The sequence below is a fragment of the Butyricimonas paravirosa genome (genome assembly GCF_032878955.1).
Lineage (GTDB): Bacteria > Bacteroidota > Bacteroidia > Bacteroidales > Marinifilaceae > Butyricimonas > Butyricimonas paravirosa.
The window spans coordinates 3,896,160-3,918,608 of the sequence record NZ_CP043839.1 but is presented as its reverse complement, the minus strand read 5'-3'; the positions used below and the strand labels follow the sequence as shown (position 1 = coordinate 3,918,608).

Sequence of the window (22,449 nt, the reverse complement as noted above, 5' to 3'; positions counted from 1 at the left end):
TACTGATAAAACCCGTTGAACTCAGGTAGAAGACAGGGATCAATGACGTATCATTCTCGTATCAAAGACGTATCAAAGACGTTCAGCGAGTGTCTTTGATACGAAAGTGACAGGCAATGAGGCCGAAATAAAAGCGAAACCACAACCTTACCACCACGATTCTCACAGGGCTAATCATATATCCTCCTCTTCCGGCCTCCGGTAAGGAATTCTAAAATAAAACGTCGTTCCTTTGCCTAGAGTTGACTCCACCCAGATCCGGCCTCCCAGAAGTTCTATAATAGCCTCGCAAATGGAAAGCCCGAGCCCAGTGCCTTGCTTAAACTCATTCACCTTATAAAACCGATCGAAAATATGTTCCAGATTTTCAGGAGAAATACCTATCCCCGTATCCTCTACCCGACACTCAACCCATGTACCATCAGAGGTAATCTCGGCCCCAACGGCAATATGTCCTCGTACTGTAAATTTCTTGGCATTCCCGATTAAATTCATAAATACCTTTGTCAACTTCACCTCATCCGTCATAACCAACAATTTTTCCCGGGGGCCTTCATTCACCAATTCAACACCTTGTGCCATATTTAAATGCCCGACATCCAACATAGAATGGACCCAAAAATGTAAATCACAAACACTAAGAAATACCTTATCCATCCCGGCCTCCAAACGGGACAAATCAAGCACGTCATCCAGCAATCCCAACAACGCCCGGCTATTACTCGTGATCATATCACTGCTCAATTTTCTCTCCTCCTCGGGTAACCCTTCCTCCACCATCAAATTGGCAAAACCAACAATACTATTTAAAGGGGTCCGGATCTCGTGCGAAATATTCGCCACGAAAGCGGATTTCAACCGATCGGATTCCTCTGCCTTGCGCATTGCTATCGCCATTTCTTCCTCCACGATCTTGTAACGATTAATATCTATCCCCATCCCGTACACGTATTTCGCCTTCCGCCCATTACTCATTTCCACGGTTTCAACAATTCCACGATTCTCCAACCAGCGATACTCCCCGGGGCACAAGTAATCCACTCGAAAAACAACAACAAACTCTTTCAGTTCATCCTTGGCAATCCCTTCCAGACAGACCGATAACTCCCTCCGGTCATCCGGATGAATATGAGACATATATTTCTCAATCGTACTCAAATCCCGATTTAAAGTCTCATCCTTCGGGAAACCCTCCCCGACCGTCATGAGATTATTATCCACGTCATAACACCAAGAGTAAGCTCGCAAGGCATTTATCGAAATACGTAAGAAGGTTTGTTGCTGCCACTCTCGAGTAACATCACGCAACATAATGACTGCACCGTTCACCTCCCCGCTTTCATTCAACAAGGGAGAAACACTCCCTGTCACTTGCTGCACGGGAGCCCCGCACGAGATTAAGACCGTGTTCAACGCCAAGTCCCGACGCTTTCTCTCCCTCATCACCTTCTGCACGAAATCTTCAATTCCTTCCCCGACTCGATTCCGGTTGATCTCGCAAACCTCCTTCAAGGGTTTACCAATCACATCTCCTTCACATCCCAAACCGACCACCGAGGCATGGTTTAACTCGATCACCCGCAATTCCTTATCCACCACCAAAATACCTTCACTCATTGAAGACAATGTATTAGACAATATTTCAGTCTTTTTCTTCAACATCTCGGCCATCTGCTGTGCCGCTTTCTCTAAAAAGATACTTCGATGCAACATTTTCCGGTATCTCAAGTGAGATAACACCAGAAACAGGACAAGTAACAATAATAATATAAAGGCAATTCCCGCAATCAGAATATAATTTCCGTAAGTCCGCCAAAAAGCATCCCGTTCATTAACGATCAAACTTTTAGCCGGAAGGTTCTTACGTTCTACCCGCCAACGTTTCAATTGATTTTCATCAAAAACCGGAATAGGATGAACCGTATCTATCGGTATGACTTTCGCCTGCTCGCCATTCAAAATTCTCACCCCGATTTTTCCGGCTTTTGCCCCCATCTGATCGGCAAACGTCACGATTCCCCCAAAAATTCCCTTTCCCAAACCGTTATCCATCACCGTCAAAATCGGAACCGGACATTCATGAGCATACATGGAATAATAAATATCCGGATCGAGATACACTCCCTGTTTACCTTGTTGCCAAGTGGTCAAGATAACAAAAGAAAGCGGATAAACCTCTTGCAACTCCTTTAAAAAACTATTCACGCCCGAGATCGTGTCGCCTGCAAAAATAACCGGGAAACGATCCTTATATTTGGCTAATTGCCGCCGAGCCAAAACCTCATGTGCCTGCCCCGCTCCCGATTGATCCGAAAACACGTAAACTTTTCGAGCCTCCGGGAATAATTTCCGCCCCAACAGAAACACTTTTTCATAATCAATATCACAAATAACTCCCGTCACCTGATCAAAGCCAAGTTTCTTCGAATATCGCATAACTCCACAAAACACGATAGGCGTTTCCTTTACCAAAGGTATATCCAGGGAGAAAAGGGCGTTATTGGCCTCTTCATCCGAAACAATAATCAAATCTAACTTTCCCTTAACCTCCCGCAACTGTGTTTCCAACAAGGAATTCCTCACCTCCGTATTTGTCAGTCGTTTGGAATCCAGATAAATCACCCTCAAATCCACATTAAACCCCGCTCGGTCAAGCTGTTTTCTCACCCCATTCAACACCTTGCGTCCCCAGATTTGCTCCGAATGATACGAGCTGACAAACAAAACCTGCCTAATCTCGGGAGGTGTACCAGTCTCCCCTTCAGCATGTTGAACATATCCCAACACCCCGCTCAAAAAGAATAATATAAATAATAAAAAGACTTTCATACGCCAATATATTTTTCCGGGACCCTACGCATATTTTCAAATGTAAAGATAATATTTTTATCACAAAACACGCATAAATACAACTATTTTGCAATATTCACACCTAAAATACATCCAATATTCAAATATAATTCCCGAATCATACCTCCAACCCCTTACTCCCACGCGGGAAAGCCCCCTATCGCATATATTTCTTCAATCCACAACAAAAATCATTGTTGTTTTTTCAAATATTTATTATATTGCAAATCAATCTAAAACCAATAAACATTATGGCAACACTAGAAATTCAAGGAAAGACGTTCGAAGTGGACGGAGACGGTTTCCTCACCGATCCTTCAATCTGGAATGAAGACGTGGCAAAACTCTTTGCCGAGGCAGATGGAATCACAGAATTAAATGACAAACATTGGGCTATTATCAAAATCATTCGTGATAATTTTGAAGAAAAGGGAAATGCCCCGATGGTTCGTACCATCTGCAAAGAGACCGGATTAAAATTGAAAGACATTTATGAATTGTTCCCATTAGGACCAGCCCGAGGAGCGTGTCGGGTGGCCGGGTTACCGAAACCCGACGGGTGCGTCTAATACCCACGACCATGTCTTGGTATATTTGGACCTCGTTAGCTGCACTTCTTTTTTGTGTAGTACTACTGGGGGGATATTTTGTACGACTTTTAAAACACGGTTCTCCCAAGGACCTTTCGCAAAAGTCAGGGAATATCGCCCAAGCAGTCTGTTACTCTTGTATTGGAGCTATGTCACCTATGCAAAAAGAATCAGCATACTTACACCTGCCCACTTACACGGCAGGTATATTTTTTCATATAGGAAACTTCCTGGCAATAGCCGTGTACCTTCTTTTCACGCTTGCGGTTATTTTCAACTTTCAAATTCCTATTGAAAACGCAACAAACCTCATCGTCATGATCTTGGCTGCAATCATCTTTATTGCTGCCGTTTGCGGGTTGGCTTTATTCATTAAGCGACTAGCCAAAAAAGAGTTGAGAGACTTATCGTGCGCGGATGATTACATTTCTAATCTTCTCTGCACCATCATGCTCTTCCTGACGACTTATTCTCTGCTGACCTTACAATTCGGGGCAGCGTATTATATTATAATGGCACTTCTTTTCGTGTGGATGCCTTTGGGCAAAATCAAACACGTGCTTTACTTTTTCTTTGCCAGGTATCATTTGGGCTTTTTCTACGGCTGGCGTGGAACATGGCCTCCTAAAAAAGCGATTCAATATGACAAATAATATCACGAACGAACAAAAAGCCAAAGCCCTCGCCATCATTTCAAACACGAATGACAGCAAGCTGGAAACCCATCTAAACGCTTGTGTACGTTGTGGTTTGTGTGCATCGAGTTGCATGTACTACCTCACGATGAAAGAGGGGAAATACATCCCGGCACGAAAGGTAGACCTCGTCAGTTCCATTTACCGACGCTACAAGACCTGGCAGGGAGCCATGTTCCCATCGTTATTCCATGCCCGGGAGTTAAACCAAGAGACATGCGACGAGATGGTCGACTCCCTGTTCGGAGCCTGTACCATGTGCGGACGCTGCGTGAAACATTGCTCGATCGGGGTAGACATTCCCTTCCTTGTGAAAAAAGGACGTGAAATGCTTGCCGTCATGGGCCTCGTTCCTAAAACCCTCCAAGCAACTGTCGACGCGGCAGTCAACACCGGAAACAACATGGGTATTCCCACGGAAGAGTTTGTTGACACGATCCAATGGATGGAAGAGGAACTCCAGGACGAACTGGAAGACGAGAAAGCCGGAATCTTTCTTGATCAACCAGACAAGAACGTTTTTTACACCTTGAACCCCCGGGAGCCGAAATTTTTCCCGCTTTCCATCTCTGCCATGGCAAAAGTATTCTATGCCGCGGGAGAAGAGTGGACCCTCTCGTCTAAATACTACGACGTGACCAACTACGGGTATTTCAACGGTAATAATGAAGAGGCGACTCAAATCGCCCGGAATCTTTACGATGAGATTCACCGCCTGCACGGCAAACGCCTCGTACTCGGGGAATGTGGCCACGGTTCGAGAGCCATGCGCTGGGAAGGCCCCAATTATCTCAAAACACAGTATGATTTTGACACTCTCACGGTAGTTGAACTCATCGGGGAATATATCCGAAGCGGAAGAATAAAACTCGACAAAACGCTGAATAGCAAGATTGTCACCATACATGACCCATGTAACTTGGTTCGAAACGGGGGACTTCTCAATGAAATCCGTTTCGTGGTCAATGCAGCTGCCGCAAACGTGGTGGAAATGACACCCTACGGCACGGACAACTTCTGTTGTGGTGGCGGTGGCGGAGCCCTTGCCATGAGCGAGTACAACGAACGTCGTCTCAAAATCGGCAAAATCAAAGCCGACCAAATCACCGCAACGAAAGCCGAGATCGTCGTGACCCCGTGCCACAATTGCGTGGACCAGCTAACTCAAATTAATCACACGTACAAACTGGGTATCACCATAAAGACAGTGGCGGAATTGGTCGCTGATGCCCTGGTAATTGAAAATTAATAATGAAAAAGTTTATAAAGTCCATAAAGTTCATAAGGTCCATAAAGTCTATGGACCCTTGCGGGGCTTTGTTCATGACAGCAGAGCTGTCGATAAATTTTGTCCAAAAATCTCCCGTGAATTCAACCTTATAAACTTTACGAACCTTACAAACTTTATAAACTTAAAACCTAAAATTTATAAATCTTATGAGCAAATTAATCTACCTAGACAATTCAGCAACCAGCTTTCCAAAGCCGGATGTAGTTTATGATTTCATGAACGACTTTTATCGCAAACATGGTGTAAATCCCGGACGTTCAGGATTTGATGCTGCCGTCGAGACAGAGGAAGTCGTGAACTCAACCCGCAAAATGCTAACCAAGTTATTCAACGGCGGGAATGACCATAACAGATTAACGTTCAGTTATAACGCCACGGACTCCTTGAACCTGATCATCAACGGATTGGTAGAGAAAGGGATTCATGTGGTATCTACCATGTTGGAACACAATTCCGTGTTGCGCCCGCTTAACATGCACCACCAAAACGGAACCATAGATTTAACTTACGTGCCTTTTGACGAACATGGCTATGTACACCCCGACGACATAAAGAATGCCATCCGTCCGAACACGAAATTTGTTGTCGTAACCCATTGTTCCAACGTGCTGGGAACGATTCAGCCACTGACCGAAATCGGGAAAATCTGTAAAGAGAAAGGCGTGATCTTCGTGGTTGATGGTAGTCAGGGTGCCGGAGCCGTAGACTTGGATATGCAAGCATCCGGAATCGACGTGTATTGTTTCACTGGTCACAAATGCCTCATGGGACCGACGGGAATCGGTGGTTCATACGTGCGCGAAGGTATCGAAATCAAACATACCCGTGCCGGGGGGACTGGGGTTCGCTCCGCTTATCCCGTACATCTGGATGAATATCCTTACCGCTTGGAATACGGGACCCTCAACTTGCTAGGAGTTGCCGGACTGAATGCCGGGGTAAAATGGATTCAAGAACAAGGAATCATGAACATCCATCACCGGGAAATCCAACTCTGGGATAAACTTCGTAAAGCCTTACAAGACATCGAGGGTGTAACTACCTATTGCGCCAACAGCATAGAAAACCAGAATCCGGTATTAAGTTTCAACATCAACGGTTTCGATTCCGGAGACGTGGGAACCATGCTTGACGTGGATTACAACATCGCCGTACGTACGGGACTACAATGCGCTCCGAAAGTACACGAGGTCATCGGCACATTCGATATTCATGGAACCGTCCGTATGAGCATCGGCGCTTTCACGACGGAAGAAGACGTGAATACTGCTATCGAAGCCGTGAAAGAAATCGCTGCCATTAGAAATTAGAGGCCATCTAACATAAAACTACCCCCTCCAACTCCCCCTTGCACAGGGGGAGAGCTGATTACCAAGCGGTTTCTCCCCCTGTGCAAGGGGGAGTTAGTGGGGGTAGTTTTTCAAAATAGATTTTTCGAACAGCCCCAGCTTATAAAAACTCTAAGTTTTTATCCCCAAATAATAATACTTCAAAACTTATTTACCAAATAAAACACGATATATTCATTTTCGAGTACGCCATAATCAAAAAATCATTACTTTTGAGGCCATTAAAACAAACAAAAAAATTAGTTATATGTACGGAAAATTTCAAGACTTTTTAAAGACTGAATTGCAGTCCATAAAAGACGCCGGCTTATACAAGAGCGAAAGAATTATCGTTACCCCGCAAGATGCTGAAATCAAACTTGCCACGGGAGAAACTGTATTAAACTTTTGTGCAAACAACTACTTAGGACTTTCTTCTAACCCGACGGTAATCGAAGGAGCAAAGAAAGCATTGGACAGCCGTGGATACGGAATGTCTTCAGTGCGTTTCATCTGCGGAACCCAAGATATTCATAAAGAACTGGAAGCTAAAATCTCTCAATTCTTCGGAACGGAAGATACCATTCTTTACGCCGCTTGTTTCGATGCTAACGGTGGTGTATTCGAACCGTTATTCGGTCAGGAAGATGCCATCATCTCTGATGAACTGAATCACGCTTCTATCATTGACGGTGTTCGTCTTTGTAAAGCCGTACGCTACAGATACAAACATGCCAACATGGCTGACCTCGAAGAACAATTGAAGATTTCTCAAGCTCAACGTTACCGAATCATTGTTACCGATGGTGTATTCTCTATGGACGGGGATATTGCCAAGATGAACGAAATCTGTGACCTAGCTGAAAAATACAACGCATTGGTAATGGTTGACGATAGCCATGCTGCCGGATTTATCGGTAAAACCGGTCGTGGTTCTGCCGAACATCACCACTGCATGGATCGTGTGGACATTTTCACTGGTACTCTAGGTAAAGCTCTTGGTGGAGCCATGGGTGGTTACACGACTGGTAAAAAAGAAGTGATCGATATGTTGCGTCAACGTTCAAGACCTTACTTGTTCTCCAACTCCTTGTCTCCGGCAATCTGCGGTGCGTCTATCGCTGTATTCGACATGCTGTCAAAGAGCACTGAATTAAGAGACCGTGTCATGGATAATGCTAACTATTTCCGTGCAAAATTAACCGAGGCCGGATTCGATCTGAAACCGTCAGAATCAGCAATCTGTGCCTTGATGCTTTACGATGCAGTTCTTTCTCAACAATTCGCCGCCGAATTACAGAAAGAAAACATCTACGTTACCGGATTCTATTACCCGGTTGTACCGAAAGGACAAGCTCGTATCCGTATCCAATTGTCTGCCGCTCACACGCGTGAACAACTGGATCGTGCATTGGCCGCCTTTATCAAGATTGGTAAAAAATTGGGCGTTATCAAATAAAGAAGATAACACCTACGTCATACAAAACAGTTTGGGAGCAATCTCAAACTGTTTTTTTATTTCTCCCCTCACCACATTTTTTAATCTTCCGGCAACACAGCAAGCACTTGTTTCAAACCAAGATTATTTGTCTCTATCAAATAAAAAAATATAAATCTGACACATTAATTGCTAAATAGTTTGAATTTCGAAAAATAGACCATATCTTTACACCAACATTATAGCAATATAATACAATAACGGCGTCTAGTTGCAATAACAAAAAAATCTAATCATGAAAACAAAGGCTTTAATTTTGGCCCTATTTTTCTTATCCACAATTATAAGTAGTTGTGCCAAGAAAGATATTGAGCACAAGGAAAAGGAAACAACAGGATTCACGGAATTAGTCGTTCCTGCTGATTTCGATTGGAAAATGTCCGAAAACGTGACTTGTAATTTCACTTCGGAACACGTTTCTAAAGTGTACGTTTCCACGGGAGCAGACACGGCTCCTTTTGCCTCGTTCTATGTCGGACAGGATGTAGACCAAGTCAAATTGAACATACCAACTTACATTAACACGCTTTACGTCAAATACGAAACGGAAGCAGGATTATCAGCAGCCAAAGCTCTTGATATAAACAATAATACCGTGACTTATGTAGTTCCCTCTGACAGTGAAAAAGTGGAAACAGCTCTTGCTTACTCGGCAAAAACAAACTTGAGCAGAGGAAATGATCAAGCTGTTATATTTTACCCCGCCCGGGAAAATGGTTGGGGAACTTTGATGTTCGAAGACCTTTGGCCTGCCTATGGGGATTACGACTTTAATGACTTAGTTGTAAACTACAAAATGCAGCTTTATCCCAATAACAAAAACATGGTAAAGGAAATGATCCTCGGAATTCGAGTCAAAGCCATTGGAGGCTCGCTACCTTATGATTTATGCCTTGCCATAAAAGGGATAAAGGCAGGAGAAATAGACGAGTTCGAAAAACAAGAATCGAACAATGCTTTAGAAAATGCCGATATGGAATTACTTAACCCAGGCAATAGTGAGAAAAATCCTCCTATATTCAGGTTCAATAACATTAGAACCAACACGAAGGCTCCCAAAGGTTTCGCATTCCTTAATACAGATCCTGATAAAAAAGCACGAATACAAGAGGGCGATATGGTAAATATTACTTTTTACATTACATTCCGCAATTCAATTCCTCAAGCAGATCTTACCCTTGATGCATTTGACTTTTTCATAGCCAAACCCATAAAGGAAAAAGCCGCCCAATGGCAAGAAATTCACACGAGAGGATACGCTCCGACAGAAGAATTCGGACAAACCGTTTATGAACAAACAAAAGAAGGGAATTCCTATATCGGGAAAAGTAGTATTTATTACACCTCCAACTCCAACCTAATATGGGCTATCAATGTTCCGACAGACATTCCCCATACTTACGAAAAAGCAGACTTTTTGGAGGCTTATCCTCATTTCAAAGACTGGGCTACTTCAGGCGGGAATCAAAACAAAGACTGGTACGAGAACTCAACAGGAAATCGCAACGATAGCTACCTGATCAAACAATGACTTCAACAATAAAAACTAAAGAGACTTTTGGGCATATCAAAAGCCTCTTTAGTTTTATTACTGATCTAATCTCTCCCTTAAACTCTTTAGCCACTCTCTATTCCTTTTTTCAAACAAGAGTGTACCCCACCCGATAGCTAATATACTACACGACACACCCGACTCGCAAATATAACCGTATCAAAAATCAATTTTATCGAAGATAAATGCAAGATGAATGCTTGTTGAATACTCCTTGGTCTAAATGAACTATCAGGAAACTATTGGGAGAATGACAAGTCGACATAACCTAAAGCTAGGGCAAAGCCAGCCTTTTCCCAGAGCAATCATCTCCCATAACCCTTTCACCTCTCATTCATCGCCCTTTCATCGCCCTTTGCCAATATACGAACAAGAACGAAAGAAACTTGTTACAAAGATGGCAGGAGATTACTACTCCGGCTCTTCGGTTACATCACCTTGGGATAACCCATAATACTTACAATGCTTATTTAGAACGCACTCCCCGCACAACGGATTCCGGCTTTTACACACCAATGCTGCATAATCCAGAATAGCCCAATTCAATTCCTTGCATCGACGCACCTCGATAATATCATTTGCCAACTCCTGAATCTCCTTATCATGACGCACGTCAATAAAATCTCCCGGTTTAAAATAACGTTTCAGCAACCGGGACATATTCACGTCTAAAAGCGGTTTGCGATTCCTCAAGATAAACAATTCGAAAGCATTGGTCACGTATAACCCGATAAAACCGGAATCCCTCAACTCGTTTTCGTTTCCCGGAATCTTACCTCCCCGTCGTCGAATATCTTCCCCCAGCTTATACAATCGTCGAGCCCGGTGACGATATAATCCCAAAGGTTTCATAATCTCTTCCAACTCTTCAAGCGAAGCATTAGCCAAAGCGTTCCAATCGGGAAATTTAGAGAAAAAAGTATCGTAGTACTTTGCCACCGTCTCCGCTTTCGTGCGCTGCAACAGGATTTCAGAAACAATTTGCTGGTACTTCGTCGCCCGATCTTCCCGCCACGGAAATATCCTCTGGTTCTCGTCAAACCACTTCAACAAACGATGTTGCAGATATTGAACCATGACTTCCCGCATAAATCTCAATTTATTCCGACCTCTTTACCTTTTACCCCAATATATCTATTATGACAAAGATAGCGCAAATCGTTTCTTCACCATCTAGTAATTCAATGCCACCCTGTACTCATTAGGAGAACACCCCTCCATTTTCTTAAACAAGCGGCTCAAATGATGAGGATATTTGAATCCCATCTCATAGGCAATTTCACTCACGGACTTGGACGAATCGGCAAAACGTTCCTTAACTTTCTCGATAATGGTGAATTGGATATACTCTTGAGCCGATTTTCCCGTTTCCTTCTTTATCAGATCTCCGAAATAATTCGCAGAAAGATTAAGTTTATCCGCACAAAAAGCAACAGAAGGTAAACCATAAGAAACCGGGGCATCCGACTCGAAATAACCGTTCAACAAATCTTCAAACCGGGTAAGAATATCCTTATTCACATCCTTACGAGTTATAAATTGCCGATCGTAAAAGCGGACACAATGATTCAAAAATACTTCAATATTAGCGGTAATGATGGATCGACTATGTTTATCGATAGCGTGTTCCAACTCCTCCCGGATCTCTTGAAAACAATTAATCACGATCTCTCGTTCCCGGTCAGACATGTGAAGAGCCTCGTTCGCCTCGTAAGAAAAAAAAGAATAGTCCTTCATCTTGCGCCCCAAAGACGTCCCCAATAATAAATCGGGATGGAAAAGCAACGCCCATCCTTTCACCTGTACCCTAGTTCCATTATCATCATCCCCCACGATTTGACCGGGTGCGATAAAAACTAAAGTACCTTCCTGGTAATCGTACATCTTGCGTCCATAACGAAGATCCCCGCACTTGACATCTTTCAGAAAGACCGTGTAAAAACCAAAATTCTTACGAGCTAAACGAACCGGAGGCACTTCCGACAGGTCAATCACGCTCACCAAAGGATGCAAAGTCTTTACTCCTAAAAATTCATGATAATCATGAATCGTATTCATTTTCAATATTTCACCCATAACATTCAAGGCTTTTGTTTGAAACAAAAATAATAATTCTCGCTTAAGTTTTTTCACCGGATATTCAAAATCAGTAAAAATGGTACACATATCTGTAATTTATCTACACACAATCCCCGCCACACCCTATATATTTGTATCACAAAATAAATGGACAATTTTATAATATATCATGATGAAAACAATGTATTTTTTAATAATTGCAACAGTTATGGCAACATTTAGCATGAATGTAGAAGCACAAAAAACTTCTAACGGGAAGAAAGTACTGGTCGCTTATTTTTCACGTAGCGGAAACACCAAAGCGATAGCGAATCATATCAAAGAGCTGACAGGCGGAGATTTATTCGAAATACAGACAGCAAAACCGTACCCGGCAGATTATCACGCTTGCACGGAAGTAGCCAAAAAAGAAAAAAATGACAACGCCCGCCCCGAATTAAAAGAGAAGGTGAAGAACATGGAAGAGTATGATATTATCTTTATCGGCTTCCCGAACTGGTGGGGAACAATGCCCATGCCGATCTTGACATTCCTAGAGAGCTATAAGCTAGAAGGTAAAATCGTGATCCCGTTCTGCACACACGGTGGAGGTGGTGAACAAAACTGTTTTAAGGATTTCGTGAAAAACACAAGCAAGGCCACGAATAAAAAAGGATTCATCACCAGTGGCGGATCGGCAAGTTCAGCCCGCCCGCAAGTAGAAAAATGGCTGAAAGAAATTGATGTGATAAAATAAAAATCATTTTAGACTCCCTCTATAAACAGAGAGAGTTGGAATACTCACCATCTTCGGGAAGAGTTACCAGCTCCTCCTCTGTTTATAGAGGAGGTGGCCGAAGGCCGGAGGAGTTTATCTAGCGACAAGCAAAGTTTTACCGACTACGAACCATATCATTATGGCCAACCACGCGCAGAAAATAGAATCTATCAGTCAGCTAAACACGCAAATCGGACAAAAGACATTACACCCGCTCCTAAGTGTTATTGACCTAGCCGAAGCCACACGCCTCGGTCAACTCTCTATTTCCGGCGATTTCTACGCTCTATTCTTCAAACAAGTACAATGTGGTGATTTCAGATACGGTCGCAGGTGTCATGATTTTCAATCCTGCACGTTAGTATTCAAAGCTCCCGAACAAACTATTGACATCACCCAGCACGACGCTCCGGAACAGACCAGCATTTTAGGCATCGCGTTCCACCCCAAAGTTTTCAACGAAACATCATTGGTCTGTAAGAAATCCGAATACTCGTTCTTCTCCTACCAAGAAAACGAATCCCTTCATTTATCCGAACGGGAAAAACAAATTATCCTGGGATGCATAAGTAATTTTCAGAAAGAATTACAAAGAGACATTGACCGGTTCAGCCTCCGGTTACTAGCCGTACATCTCGAATTACTCCTAGATTACTGCCTGCGATTTTACGAACGTCAATTCATCACCCGATGCAATATAAATAATGATATTTTGGCGTATTTCAATCAACTTTTGGAACAATATCTCCAAGCGGAACACGGGACAAAAACGGAATTACGCTCGATCGAGTACGTTCATGAAAGGATCCCCCAATCTCTTGCCTATCTCAATGATCTCGTACGGGTAGAAACCGGAAAAACACTCCGGGAATACGTGCGTCTGAAAAAAATAGACATGGCGAAATACCTCGTAACAAGCTCGAATAAAACAATTTCAGAAATTGCTCTCGCATTAGGCTTTCCCAATACCCAAACATTTCTCTGCCTGTTTAAAAAATTCGTAGGTTGCTCTCCAAACGAATACAGACAACAATGGAACAATAAACCCAATTAGTCCCTTCACGCTCTCTTTAAAATTGATTCTCAGAGAAATAATCATATCTTTTTCAATCAAGCCGTTGGTTTTTATCTTAAAATTTCATAATTTAATACCGCAAATTCAGAGGCGGTGACAGATATTTATTTTCGACTACGTAAAATGATTCTCAATAAAGAATTATTTCCGTTTTTGTGTTGAAAATATTTCATTTATTGCCCCAAATGATATAAATTTGACAAATCAATGCGAATGTGTTAAATATTTAACTGAAACAATATAAAAATGCTTCCTATGAGTAAATTTATTTCTATCGAAGAGGCTGTATCAAAAGTAAAAGATGGTATGACCATCATGGTAGGCGGATTCCTCGCAAACGGAACCCCTAACAAAATCGTTGATGCGTTAGCGAAATCAGGCGTTAAGAACCTGACGTTGATCTGTAATGACACGGCTTACCCGGACAAAGGAGTGGGTCAATTGATTGCCAACAAACAAGTAAAGAAACTTTTCGTGTCACATATCGGGACGAACCCGCACACGAGCGAACAAATGAATAGCGGAGAACTTGAAATCGAATTCTGCCCGCAAGGTTCATTGGCAGAGCGTGTACGTGCCGGCGGTTGCGGGCTGGGAGGAATCCTGACTCAAACCGGAATGGGTACCATCGTGGCCGAAGGAAAACAGATCGTCAACGTGGATGGCAAAGACTACTTGTTGGAAAAACCGTTGAGAGCCGATATCGCGTTGGTTGGCGCCAGCCTTGGAGATAAAGCAGGAAATCTGGTTTACCGGGGAACATCTCAAAACTTCAACCCGTTAATGGCTTCTGCCGCTGATTTGGTAATTGCCGAAATTAACGAACTGGTTGAAGTCGGTGAAATCGCCGCAGAGAACGTGAAGACTCCGTCAATCATGGTGGACTTCATAATTGAGAATTGAAAATTGGAAATGGGTTCTCAATTTAAAATCTAAAATTTAAAATCAACAAGTATGGAAAAATCAATGATAAGATTAAGAATGAGTGCAAAAGACGCTCATTACGGTGGTAATTTGGTTGACGGGGCTCACATGGTACATTTGTTCGGAGACGTGGCCACGGAATTATTAATCATGCATGACGGTGACGAAGGGTTGTTTGTGGCTTATGACAACGTGGAGTTTTTGGCACCTGTTTATGCCGGAGATTATATCGAGGCTACCGGAGAGATCGTGAAAGTAGGAAATACTTCTCGGAAAATGGTTTTCGAGGCAAAGAAAGTAATCGCATCCAGACCTGACATTTCGGCTTCGGCAGCAGATGTACTGGAAGAACCGATCGTAGTTTGCCGTGCAAGCGGAACCTGCGTGGTGAAAAAAGAAGACCAGAGAAAGAAATAATCTAAATTATTATTATGGAGAAATTAATTATCACAGCAGCCATTTGCGGGGCAGAAGTCACCAAAGAACAAAACCCCGCCGTTCCTTATACAGTAGAAGAGATCGTGAGAGAAGCGAAATCCGCTGTAGACGCAGGTGCAGCTATTGTCCACCTTCACGTTCGTGAAGATGACGGTACCCCGACTCAAAGCAAAGCACGCTTCAAAGAGTGTATCGACGCTATTTATAAGGTATGCCCGGACGTGATCTTGATCCCCTCTACCGGAGGAGCCGTGGGAATGACCGCAGAAGAACGTCTTCAGCCGACAGAACTATTCCCCGAAATGGCCACACTGGATTGTGGTACCTGTAACTTCGGAGACGAGGTGTTCGAGAATACCATGCCGATGATGAGAGACTTCGGAAAGAGAATGATCGAAAACAATATCAAACCGGAATACGAATGTTTCGAAATGGGACATCTTGACACCGTATTAACCATGGCTAAAAAAGGTCAGGTTCCCGGAGCCCCGATGCAATTCAACTTTGTTCTCGGTGTTCCCGGATGTACTCCTGCCACGGTACCGAATCTTTGCTGGCTTGTAAACGCAATTCCCGCAGGTTCTACGTGGACAGCAACCGGGATCGGTCGTCATGCTTTCACGCTTGCAGCTCCCGCTATCGCAATGGGGGGTAATGTGAGAGTAGGTTTTGAAGACAATCTTTATCTGGAAAGAGGCGTGTTGGCTAAATCTAATGGTGAATTAGTTGCCAAAGTGGTTCGTATCGCCAAAGAATTAGGTCGTCCGATCGCCACCTCCGCAGAAGCAAGAGAAATTTTAGGATTAAAACCTTTAAAATAATCGATTTATAAATTTTCAAATTTAATTATACTATGCAAAAGAAAGGAAATAAATACGGAACCCACCGTGTAATCGAACCGAAGGGAGTATTACCACAACCCGCCAACAAGATTGACAACAACATGGACGAGATCTACGACAACGAAATCCTGATCGACGTTCAGACTTTAAATATCGACTCAGCTAGTTTCACTCAGATCGAGCAACAAGCTGGTGGTGATAAAGCAAAGATCGCTGAAATCATGATGGACATTGTTGCAAAACAAGGAAAACATCGTAACCCGGTAACCGGATCAGGCGGTATGTTGTTAGGTACGGTTGAAAAAATCGGTGATGCATTGAAAGGCAAAATCGATTTGAAAGAAGGTGATAAGATTGCCACTTTGGTTTCTCTTTCTTTGACCCCGCTTCGCATTGACAAGATCAAAGATATTCGCCCGGACATCGACCAAGTAGACATCGACGGTAAGGCCATCCTTTTCGAGAGTGGTATCTACGCTAAGATCCCGGCTGATCTTCCTGAAAACTTGGCCTTGTCAGCATTGGACGTGGCAGGAGCCCCCGCTCAAACCGCTAAATTGGTTAAACCGGGCGACACCGTGTTAATCATTGGTGCTGGTGGTAAATCAGGAATGTTGTGCTGTTACGAGGCTAAAAAACGTGCAGGCGTTACTGGTAAAGTAATCGGCTTGTGCCACAGCCAAAAGAGTACCGAACGTTTACAGAAACTTGGTTTCTGCGACTATGTATTCTCTGCCGATGCAACTCAACCCGTTCCGGTAATGGAGAAAATCGAGGAGTTAACCAATGGTGAAATGTGCGACGTTACGATCAACAACGTGAACATCACCGATACGGAAATGACTTCTATCCTTTGTACGAAGAACACGGGAGTTGTTTACTTCTTCTCTATGGCAACCAGCTTCACGAAAGCAGCTCTTGGAGCAGAAGGTGTTGGTAGCGACGTGACCATGATCGTTGGTAACGGTTACACGAAAGGACACGCAGAGATCACTCTTCAAGAACTGAGAGAAAGCGAAGCTTTGAGAAAGATCTTTACTGAACTTTACGCTTAATATAATTAAGTATTTATGAAGATGTCTCAGAAACTCCTCCGTCAGCAAAGCTGCCACCTCCTCTATAAACAGAGGAGGAGTTAAATTACTACCCGGTTTCAAGAAGATTTACCAGCTCTCCCTCTGTTTATAGAGGGAGTACGGCGGAGCCGGGAGGGAGTTTTTGATACATCTTCATAAATCATTAAATTTAAAATCTAAAATTTAAAATCATTTGATGGACAAGGGTTGTAGATACGGAACACACAGGGTAATTACTCCGGAAGGTACACTTCCGCAACCGGCATTAAAGCTGGATAACACGATGAGCATTTATGACAACGAATTGCTGATAGATGTGCAAACATTAAACATTGATTCGGCCAGTTACACGCAGATCAAAAGCGCTTGTAACGGGGATGCGGACAAAATGAAAGAGATGATTCTTTCTATCGTGGCAGAGAGAGGTAAAATGCAAAATCCTGTTACCGGATCGGGTGGTATGCTTATCGGAACGGTCAAAGAGATCGGGCCTAATTTCCCGGACAAATCACTGAAGGTCGGAGATAAAATTGCCACACTGGTTTCCTTATCCTTGACCCCATTAAAAATAAACAAGATCAAGCATCTTGACCCGGCATCAGATCAGGTTGACGTGGACGCACAAGCGATCCTGTTTGAAAGCGGCTTATATGCCGTGCTACCGAATGATATTCCGGAAAAACTGGCATTAGCCGTGTTGGACGTGGCTGGGGCCCCGGCTCAAGTGGCCCGTCTGGTAAAAGAAGGAGATACGGTATGTATCATCGGAGGGGGAGGAAAGTCTGGAGTACTTTGTTGCTACCAGGCCATGAAAAACGTTGGACCTTACGGAAAGGTCATCGTGGTGGAATACTCGGAAGAGAACGCCCGAAGAATTAAAGAGATGAATCTCGCCACTCACGTTATTGTTGCCGATGCGACAAAAGTGATGGACGTGTATAAAAAAGTGACTGCCATTGCAGGGGAAAGAGGTTGCGAGGTAACGATTAACAATGTAAACGTTCCCTCGACAGAAATGACCTCGATTCTCGTCACAAAAGGACAAGGATGCGTTTATTTCTTCTCCATGGCGACCAGCTTTACGAAAGCGGCATTGGGAGCCGAAGGAGTAGGAAAAGATATAAATTTAATCGTGGGGAACGGATACGCCAAAGGACACGCCGAACTGACATTGAGTATCATTCGGGAGTCTGAGGAGATTCGGGAACTATTTAATAGACTATACGTGAAATAAAATCGCGATGCGATTTTATAGATAAAAGATAAAAATTAAAAGATAAAAGTTTTAATGAAGTTTAGAGTTTAGAGTTTAAAGTTTAGAATTTAGGATGAAAGAACTACCCCCTCTGGCTCCCCCTTACACAGGGGGAGAAACAAACGCAAGAAGACGCCACAATGCAACAATGCAGCGTATCTCCCCCTGTGTAAGGGGGAGTTAGAGGGGGTTGTTAAAGCGTCGCCCCGCACAGCTGGAATCTAAAATCTAAAATTTAAAAAGCGCTTATGGCAATTTAAAATTTAAAATCATAAAATCTAAAATAAATAAACTGAGATGGCTGAAAGCAGACGAAAAGAATTTTTTCCGGAAGTAACAGATGAACAATGGAACGACTGGAAATGGCAAGTGAAAAACAGAATCGAGACTGTGGATCAATTAAAAAAATATCTTGATCTGGATCCCAGCGAAGAAGAGGGTATTCGTAAAGCATTACAAATGCTGAGAATGGCGATCACCCCGTATTATTTAAGTTTAATCGACAAGAACGACCCGCATTGCCCGATACGCAAACAAGCCGTTCCTTCTGCATTGGAGTTACACAAAGCCAGCGCAGACTTGGAAGACCCGTTACACGAAGACAGCGATTCTCCCGTACCGGGATTAACTCACCGTTATCCGGACCGAGTGTTGTTCCTGATCACGGACCAATGTTCCATGTACTGCCGTCACTGTACCCGCAGACGTTTTGCAGGACAAAAAGACAGTGCCTCCCCGACCGAACGTATTGACAGATGTATCGAGTACATCGCCAAGACTCCGCAAGTAAGAGACGTGCTGTTGTCCGGTGGTGACGCATTGTTGGTAAGCGACGATCGTTTGGAGTATATTATCAGCCGTTTGAGAGCTATTCCTCACGTGGAAATCATCCGTATCGGTAGCCGGACACCGGTAGTATGCCCACAAAGAATTACCCCGGAGTTAGTGAATATGCTGAAAAAATATCACCCGATCTGGTTAAATACCCACTTCAATCACCCGAGCGAAATCACAGAAGAATCAGCTGCCGCTTGCGCTCGCCTAGCTGATGCAGGTATTCCGTTAGGAAACCAGACCGTGTTACTGAGAGGTATCAACGATTGTACCTACGTGATGAAGAAATTAATGCACGGATTGGTAAAAATGCGTGTTCGTCCGTACTACATCTATCAATGTGACCTTTCCATGGGTATCGAACACTTCCGTACTCCGGTTTCCAAAGGTATCGAGATCATCGAGAACTTACGCGGACACACTTCCGGATATGCTGTTCCCACGTTCGTGGTTGACGCACCCGGTGGTGGTGGTAAGACCCCGGTAATGCCGAACTACGTGATCTCTCAATCTCCGAACCGGGTTGTATTGAGAAACTACGAAGGTGTTATCACGACCTACACGGAACCGACAGATTACAAGGAAGAGTGCCACTGCCCGGAATGTGAGCGAGCTCGCAAAGAAGGTGTTGCCGCTCTGTTAAATGGCGATATGCTCTCCATCGAACCGAAACATTTGGCTCGTAACGAGAGAAATCATCACGAATAAAATAATTAAGTGATTCCGTGATTTCCGATTAAGTGATTTAGTCTCTTCTCTGGAAATCACAGAATCACTTAATCAATAAATCATCAATAACCAATGTTTATCGAGGAGATTCTAAAATACAATAGTATAGCAATCGTGGGTCTGGCAAAAAATGCCGGAAAAACGGAATGTCTGAACTATATTCTTCGGAAAGTGAAGAATACGGGAAAGCGTTTCGCCCTTACCTCAATAGGCATCGACGGGGAAAACAGGGATCAGGTTTGCCAAACGCCCAAGCCGGAAATTGAAATCTTTGAAGACATGATATTCATCACGTCGGAGATGCATTACCGATCTAAACGTCTGGTGGCAGAGATCATGGATGTCAGCACACAACAAACCTCGTTAGGACGTCTGGTAACCGCCAGAGCTGTCAGTTCGGGAAAAGCCTTGTTATCAGGGCCTGCCGACACGGGATCATTGAAAGCCCTCATCCAAGAGATGAAACGTTTCGACGTGGATACCACCATCGTCGACGGGGCACTCTCCCGCCTCAGTCTCAGCTCTCCGGCTGTGACGGAAGCCATGGTGTTAGCCACGGGAGCCGCGGTATCTTGTAACATTCCTCAATTGGTTAGAAAAACAAAATACGTGTATGACCTCATTTGCTTGGAGAAAGCAGAGCCGGAAATTATCCGGCAACTGATTGACATCGAGCAGGGGATGTGGTCCATTGACGAAAACGGGAAAGTTCACGATCTGAACATACCTTCCGTGTTTATGCTTGAAAATAACAAAGACGAAGTTTTCAAGTACGGGAACACGTTATACGTGGCAGGCGCCATCAGTGATAAATTATTGCAATTCCTACGGCAGCAGAAACAAATCAAGGAGATCACATTGATCATCCGTGATTTCACCAAAATGTTTGCCTCCATGGAAACATACTACGCCTTCCTTAAAAAAGGTGGTACCATGAAGGTATTGCAAAAAAGTAAACTACTGGCCGTTTGCATCAATCCCCAATCTCCGGAAGGCTATTGTTTGGATTCCGACGAACTAAGAGTAGCCATGCAAGAGAGCTTGGGAATTCCTGTTTATGACGTGAAGAAAATGTAGAATTTAAAATGTAGAATTTAGAATGAAATGTTTCCCGAAAACGATGAGTATTCCAACTCTCCCTCTGTTTATAGAGGGAGCACGGCAAAGCCGGGAGGGAGTTCAATCTAAAATCATAAATCATTAAATCTAAAATTAGTAGCGGTGTTTTTAAGAAGTGCCATAGAAGAAATTAACGGATTCAGATTCATGATCGACAAACTGGAAATTCAATCCGGTCTGGCGAAACGGATCTTGAACACATTACCTTATTTGCGTACCCCGGAAGCAATTGCCCAGGAATTGGACAAAACCGAGGTCATGCGCAATATTCTACAAACCTCCGAACTAACAGACACCATTACCAAGATCAAAGTCAAACTGATGCAAGTGAAGGATGTCCGGGGAACAGCGAACCGGGTGACGGAATCACAGATACTGGATGACATTGAACTATTTGAATTAAAAGCTTTTTCTTTGCTGGTCGTGGAGATGCGGGAATTGCTCCTATCAGCAAATATCACGGTTGTTTCACTCCCGGACTTGGAACCGGTAGTAAACATTCTAGATCCCGAAAAGATGCGTATTCCTCATTTTTACGTGTACGATGCCTATTCCCCGGAACTGGCAGCCCTGCGGGCAAAAATGAAGACGCTCAAAATGGATGAAAAAACAGAAGAACGAGTACTGGATCAACTTCAATTCGAACACACAGAATTAGAAGACCAAATCCGGGAAAAGTTATCTGAACAGATTCATCCCTATAAAAAAGAAATTAATGAAGCCCTGACAAACACGGCAACTTTAGATATCTTGTTGGCAAAAGCCCAACAGACCATTGATATGCAGTTGTGCAAACCGGAAATTTCCTCTGGCACAACTCGCTATATAAAAATATTCAACCCACAAGTAAAAGAGGTTCTTTGGCAGGAAGGCAAGAAATTCCAGGCAATTGACATTGACATCGAGCAAGGAGCCTGTTTAATTACCGGAGCCAATATGGCCGGGAAAAGCGTTATCCTGAAAACCGTGGCACTGTCACAAGCGCTATTCCAATTTGGTTTTTACGTTCCGGCAGAACAAGCCGAGATTGCCTTGGTTGACGAAGTTCTCCTTTGCATCGGGGACGAGCAATCCGAATTAAGCGGACTGTCCTCGTATGCCTCGGAAATGCTACGGGTAAATGCTATCGTGCAAGACGTGAAAGCAGGTAAAAACGCCTTGATCCTGATTGATGAACTGGCTAGAACCACCAACCCCACGGAAGGGAAAGCAATCGTGAATGCCATGCTCGACTTCTTGACGGATAAAGGAGCCCGCTCCTTGATTACCAGCCATTACAGCGGGATCAAAGCCCATTGTAAAAAAATGCGGGTAAAAGGATTTGTAAAAGAACACGTGAAAGGTCAATTGACCATCAATAATATAAACGAGTTCATCGATTACTCGCTAATCGAAGATACTCACGACTCCGTGCCGCAAGAAGCCATGCGCATCGCCCGTATTCTGGGCGTTGACGAAGAATTGTTGGACAAAGCAGAGGAGTTTTTGGATGACGAAGAGAAGAACAGAAATTAATA

The 22,449-nt window shown here is 43.6% G+C and carries 19 protein-coding genes; 16 read left to right on the top strand and 3 right to left on the bottom strand.

Going from position 1 to position 22,449, the window contains the following annotated elements:
* Nucleotides 1-174 precede the first annotated feature (174 nt).
* Nucleotides 175-2,829, bottom strand: a complete 2,655-nt coding sequence (locus tag F1644_RS15950) for a sensor histidine kinase (protein WP_168044490.1) — start codon at nucleotides 2,827-2,829, stop codon at nucleotides 175-177.
* Nucleotides 2,830-3,101: 272 nt separating this feature from the next.
* Here F1644_RS15950 and F1644_RS15945 point away from each other — a divergent pair, with 272 nt between their 5' ends.
* From F1644_RS15945 to F1644_RS15920, 6 genes are all read left to right on the top strand, one after another.
* Nucleotides 3,102-3,419, top strand: coding sequence for a TusE/DsrC/DsvC family sulfur relay protein (locus tag F1644_RS15945; protein ID WP_087420736.1), 318 nt, complete (start codon nucleotides 3,102-3,104; stop codon nucleotides 3,417-3,419).
* An 11-nt stretch (nucleotides 3,420-3,430) separates the two neighbouring features.
* Entirely contained in the window at nucleotides 3,431-4,093 is a 663-nt protein-coding gene (locus F1644_RS15940; RefSeq protein WP_168044491.1) for a hypothetical protein, read from the top strand.
* Nucleotides 4,083-5,384 (top strand): (Fe-S)-binding protein, encoded by a 1,302-nt coding sequence (locus F1644_RS15935; protein WP_168044492.1) that lies wholly within the window; start codon nucleotides 4,083-4,085, stop codon nucleotides 5,382-5,384. Before F1644_RS15940 ends, F1644_RS15935 begins: the two co-directional genes overlap by 11 nt.
* A gap of 188 nt (nucleotides 5,385-5,572) precedes the next feature.
* Entirely contained in the window at nucleotides 5,573-6,736 is a 1,164-nt protein-coding gene (locus F1644_RS15930; RefSeq protein ID WP_168044493.1) for an aminotransferase class V-fold PLP-dependent enzyme, read from the top strand.
* A gap of 286 nt (nucleotides 6,737-7,022) precedes the next feature.
* The gene (gene kbl, locus F1644_RS15925) at nucleotides 7,023-8,213 is read left to right on the top strand and encodes a glycine C-acetyltransferase (protein WP_087420732.1); all 1,191 of its coding nucleotides are present in this window, start codon (nucleotides 7,023-7,025) and stop codon (nucleotides 8,211-8,213) included.
* Between the two features lie 274 nt (nucleotides 8,214-8,487).
* Nucleotides 8,488-9,783: an LruC domain-containing protein gene (locus F1644_RS15920; RefSeq protein ID WP_087420731.1), complete on the top strand. Its 1,296-nt coding sequence runs from the start codon at nucleotides 8,488-8,490 to the stop codon at nucleotides 9,781-9,783.
* 432 nt (nucleotides 9,784-10,215) lie between these two features.
* Here the strand turns inward: F1644_RS15920 and F1644_RS15915 are convergent, their stop codons facing one another.
* Entirely contained in the window at nucleotides 10,216-10,893 is a 678-nt protein-coding gene (locus F1644_RS15915; protein ID WP_162613749.1) for an HhH-GPD family protein, read from the bottom strand.
* An 84-nt stretch (nucleotides 10,894-10,977) separates the two neighbouring features.
* Nucleotides 10,978-11,880, bottom strand: a complete 903-nt coding sequence (locus F1644_RS15910) for a helix-turn-helix domain-containing protein (RefSeq protein WP_168044494.1) — start codon at nucleotides 11,878-11,880, stop codon at nucleotides 10,978-10,980.
* Nucleotides 11,881-12,091: 211 nt separating this feature from the next.
* On the opposite strand from F1644_RS15910, the gene F1644_RS15905 reads away from it, so the two are divergent.
* The 10 genes from F1644_RS15905 to kamC all read left to right on the top strand — a co-directional run bounded on the left by F1644_RS15905 (nucleotide 12,092) and on the right by kamC (nucleotide 22,447).
* Nucleotides 12,092-12,619, top strand: coding sequence for a flavodoxin (locus F1644_RS15905; RefSeq protein ID WP_229128243.1), 528 nt, complete (start codon nucleotides 12,092-12,094; stop codon nucleotides 12,617-12,619).
* Nucleotides 12,620-12,779: 160 nt separating this feature from the next.
* Nucleotides 12,780-13,694, top strand: coding sequence for a helix-turn-helix domain-containing protein (locus tag F1644_RS15900; RefSeq protein ID WP_168044495.1), 915 nt, complete (start codon nucleotides 12,780-12,782; stop codon nucleotides 13,692-13,694).
* A gap of 276 nt (nucleotides 13,695-13,970) precedes the next feature.
* On the top strand, nucleotides 13,971-14,618 hold the full coding sequence (locus F1644_RS15895) for a CoA transferase subunit A (protein ID WP_087420727.1): 648 nt from the start codon (nucleotides 13,971-13,973) through the stop codon (nucleotides 14,616-14,618).
* Between the two features lie 51 nt (nucleotides 14,619-14,669).
* Complete coding sequence (gene kal / locus F1644_RS15890) at nucleotides 14,670-15,056, top strand: 3-aminobutyryl-CoA ammonia lyase (RefSeq protein WP_087420726.1); 387 nt, start codon at nucleotides 14,670-14,672, stop codon at nucleotides 15,054-15,056.
* A 14-nt stretch (nucleotides 15,057-15,070) separates the two neighbouring features.
* Nucleotides 15,071-15,898 (top strand): 3-keto-5-aminohexanoate cleavage enzyme, encoded by an 828-nt coding sequence (kce, locus tag F1644_RS15885; RefSeq protein ID WP_087420725.1) that lies wholly within the window; start codon nucleotides 15,071-15,073, stop codon nucleotides 15,896-15,898.
* Between the two features lie 32 nt (nucleotides 15,899-15,930).
* The gene (gene kdd / locus F1644_RS15880) at nucleotides 15,931-16,974 is read left to right on the top strand and encodes an L-erythro-3,5-diaminohexanoate dehydrogenase (protein WP_027201907.1); all 1,044 of its coding nucleotides are present in this window, start codon (nucleotides 15,931-15,933) and stop codon (nucleotides 16,972-16,974) included.
* Between the two features lie 217 nt (nucleotides 16,975-17,191).
* Nucleotides 17,192-18,229, top strand: coding sequence for an L-erythro-3,5-diaminohexanoate dehydrogenase (gene kdd, locus F1644_RS15875; RefSeq protein WP_118305607.1), 1,038 nt, complete (start codon nucleotides 17,192-17,194; stop codon nucleotides 18,227-18,229).
* A 318-nt stretch (nucleotides 18,230-18,547) separates the two neighbouring features.
* Nucleotides 18,548-19,792 (top strand): lysine 2,3-aminomutase, encoded by a 1,245-nt coding sequence (kamA, locus tag F1644_RS15870; RefSeq protein ID WP_087420723.1) that lies wholly within the window; start codon nucleotides 18,548-18,550, stop codon nucleotides 19,790-19,792.
* A gap of 93 nt (nucleotides 19,793-19,885) precedes the next feature.
* Nucleotides 19,886-20,890, top strand: a complete 1,005-nt coding sequence (gene kamB / locus F1644_RS15865) for a lysine 5,6-aminomutase reactivase subunit KamB (protein ID WP_189021507.1) — start codon at nucleotides 19,886-19,888, stop codon at nucleotides 20,888-20,890.
* A 144-nt stretch (nucleotides 20,891-21,034) separates the two neighbouring features.
* A complete protein-coding gene (gene kamC / locus F1644_RS15860; RefSeq protein ID WP_229782471.1) occupies nucleotides 21,035-22,447 on the top strand; it encodes a lysine 5,6-aminomutase reactivase ATPase KamC in 1,413 nt (470 codons plus the stop codon).
* The last annotated feature ends 2 nt before the right edge of the window (nucleotides 22,448-22,449 follow it).

What these genes read in the sequence shown, in the direction of transcription:
- F1644_RS15950 (WP_168044490.1), bottom strand. Translation starts at nt 2,829, where the DNA reads ATGAAAGTCTTTTTATTATTTATATTATTCTTTTTGAGCGGGGTGTTG.
- F1644_RS15945 (WP_087420736.1), top strand. Translation starts at nt 3,102, where the DNA reads ATGGCAACACTAGAAATTCAAGGAAAGACGTTCGAAGTGGACGGAGAC.
- F1644_RS15940 (WP_168044491.1), top strand. Translation starts at nt 3,431, where the DNA reads ATGTCTTGGTATATTTGGACCTCGTTAGCTGCACTTCTTTTTTGTGTA.
- F1644_RS15935 (WP_168044492.1), top strand. Translation starts at nt 4,083, where the DNA reads ATGACAAATAATATCACGAACGAACAAAAAGCCAAAGCCCTCGCCATC.
- F1644_RS15930 (WP_168044493.1), top strand. Translation starts at nt 5,573, where the DNA reads ATGAGCAAATTAATCTACCTAGACAATTCAGCAACCAGCTTTCCAAAG.
- kbl (WP_087420732.1), top strand. Translation starts at nt 7,023, where the DNA reads ATGTACGGAAAATTTCAAGACTTTTTAAAGACTGAATTGCAGTCCATA.
- F1644_RS15920 (WP_087420731.1), top strand. Translation starts at nt 8,488, where the DNA reads ATGAAAACAAAGGCTTTAATTTTGGCCCTATTTTTCTTATCCACAATT.
- F1644_RS15915 (WP_162613749.1), bottom strand. Translation starts at nt 10,893, where the DNA reads ATGCGGGAAGTCATGGTTCAATATCTGCAACATCGTTTGTTGAAGTGG.
- F1644_RS15910 (WP_168044494.1), bottom strand. Translation starts at nt 11,880, where the DNA reads ATGGGTGAAATATTGAAAATGAATACGATTCATGATTATCATGAATTT.
- F1644_RS15905 (WP_229128243.1), top strand. Translation starts at nt 12,092, where the DNA reads ATGGCAACATTTAGCATGAATGTAGAAGCACAAAAAACTTCTAACGGG.
- F1644_RS15900 (WP_168044495.1), top strand. Translation starts at nt 12,780, where the DNA reads ATGGCCAACCACGCGCAGAAAATAGAATCTATCAGTCAGCTAAACACG.
- F1644_RS15895 (WP_087420727.1), top strand. Translation starts at nt 13,971, where the DNA reads ATGAGTAAATTTATTTCTATCGAAGAGGCTGTATCAAAAGTAAAAGAT.
- kal (WP_087420726.1), top strand. Translation starts at nt 14,670, where the DNA reads ATGGAAAAATCAATGATAAGATTAAGAATGAGTGCAAAAGACGCTCAT.
- kce (WP_087420725.1), top strand. Translation starts at nt 15,071, where the DNA reads ATGGAGAAATTAATTATCACAGCAGCCATTTGCGGGGCAGAAGTCACC.
- kdd (WP_027201907.1), top strand. Translation starts at nt 15,931, where the DNA reads ATGCAAAAGAAAGGAAATAAATACGGAACCCACCGTGTAATCGAACCG.
- kdd (WP_118305607.1), top strand. Translation starts at nt 17,192, where the DNA reads ATGGACAAGGGTTGTAGATACGGAACACACAGGGTAATTACTCCGGAA.
- kamA (WP_087420723.1), top strand. Translation starts at nt 18,548, where the DNA reads ATGGCTGAAAGCAGACGAAAAGAATTTTTTCCGGAAGTAACAGATGAA.
- kamB (WP_189021507.1), top strand. Translation starts at nt 19,886, where the DNA reads ATGTTTATCGAGGAGATTCTAAAATACAATAGTATAGCAATCGTGGGT.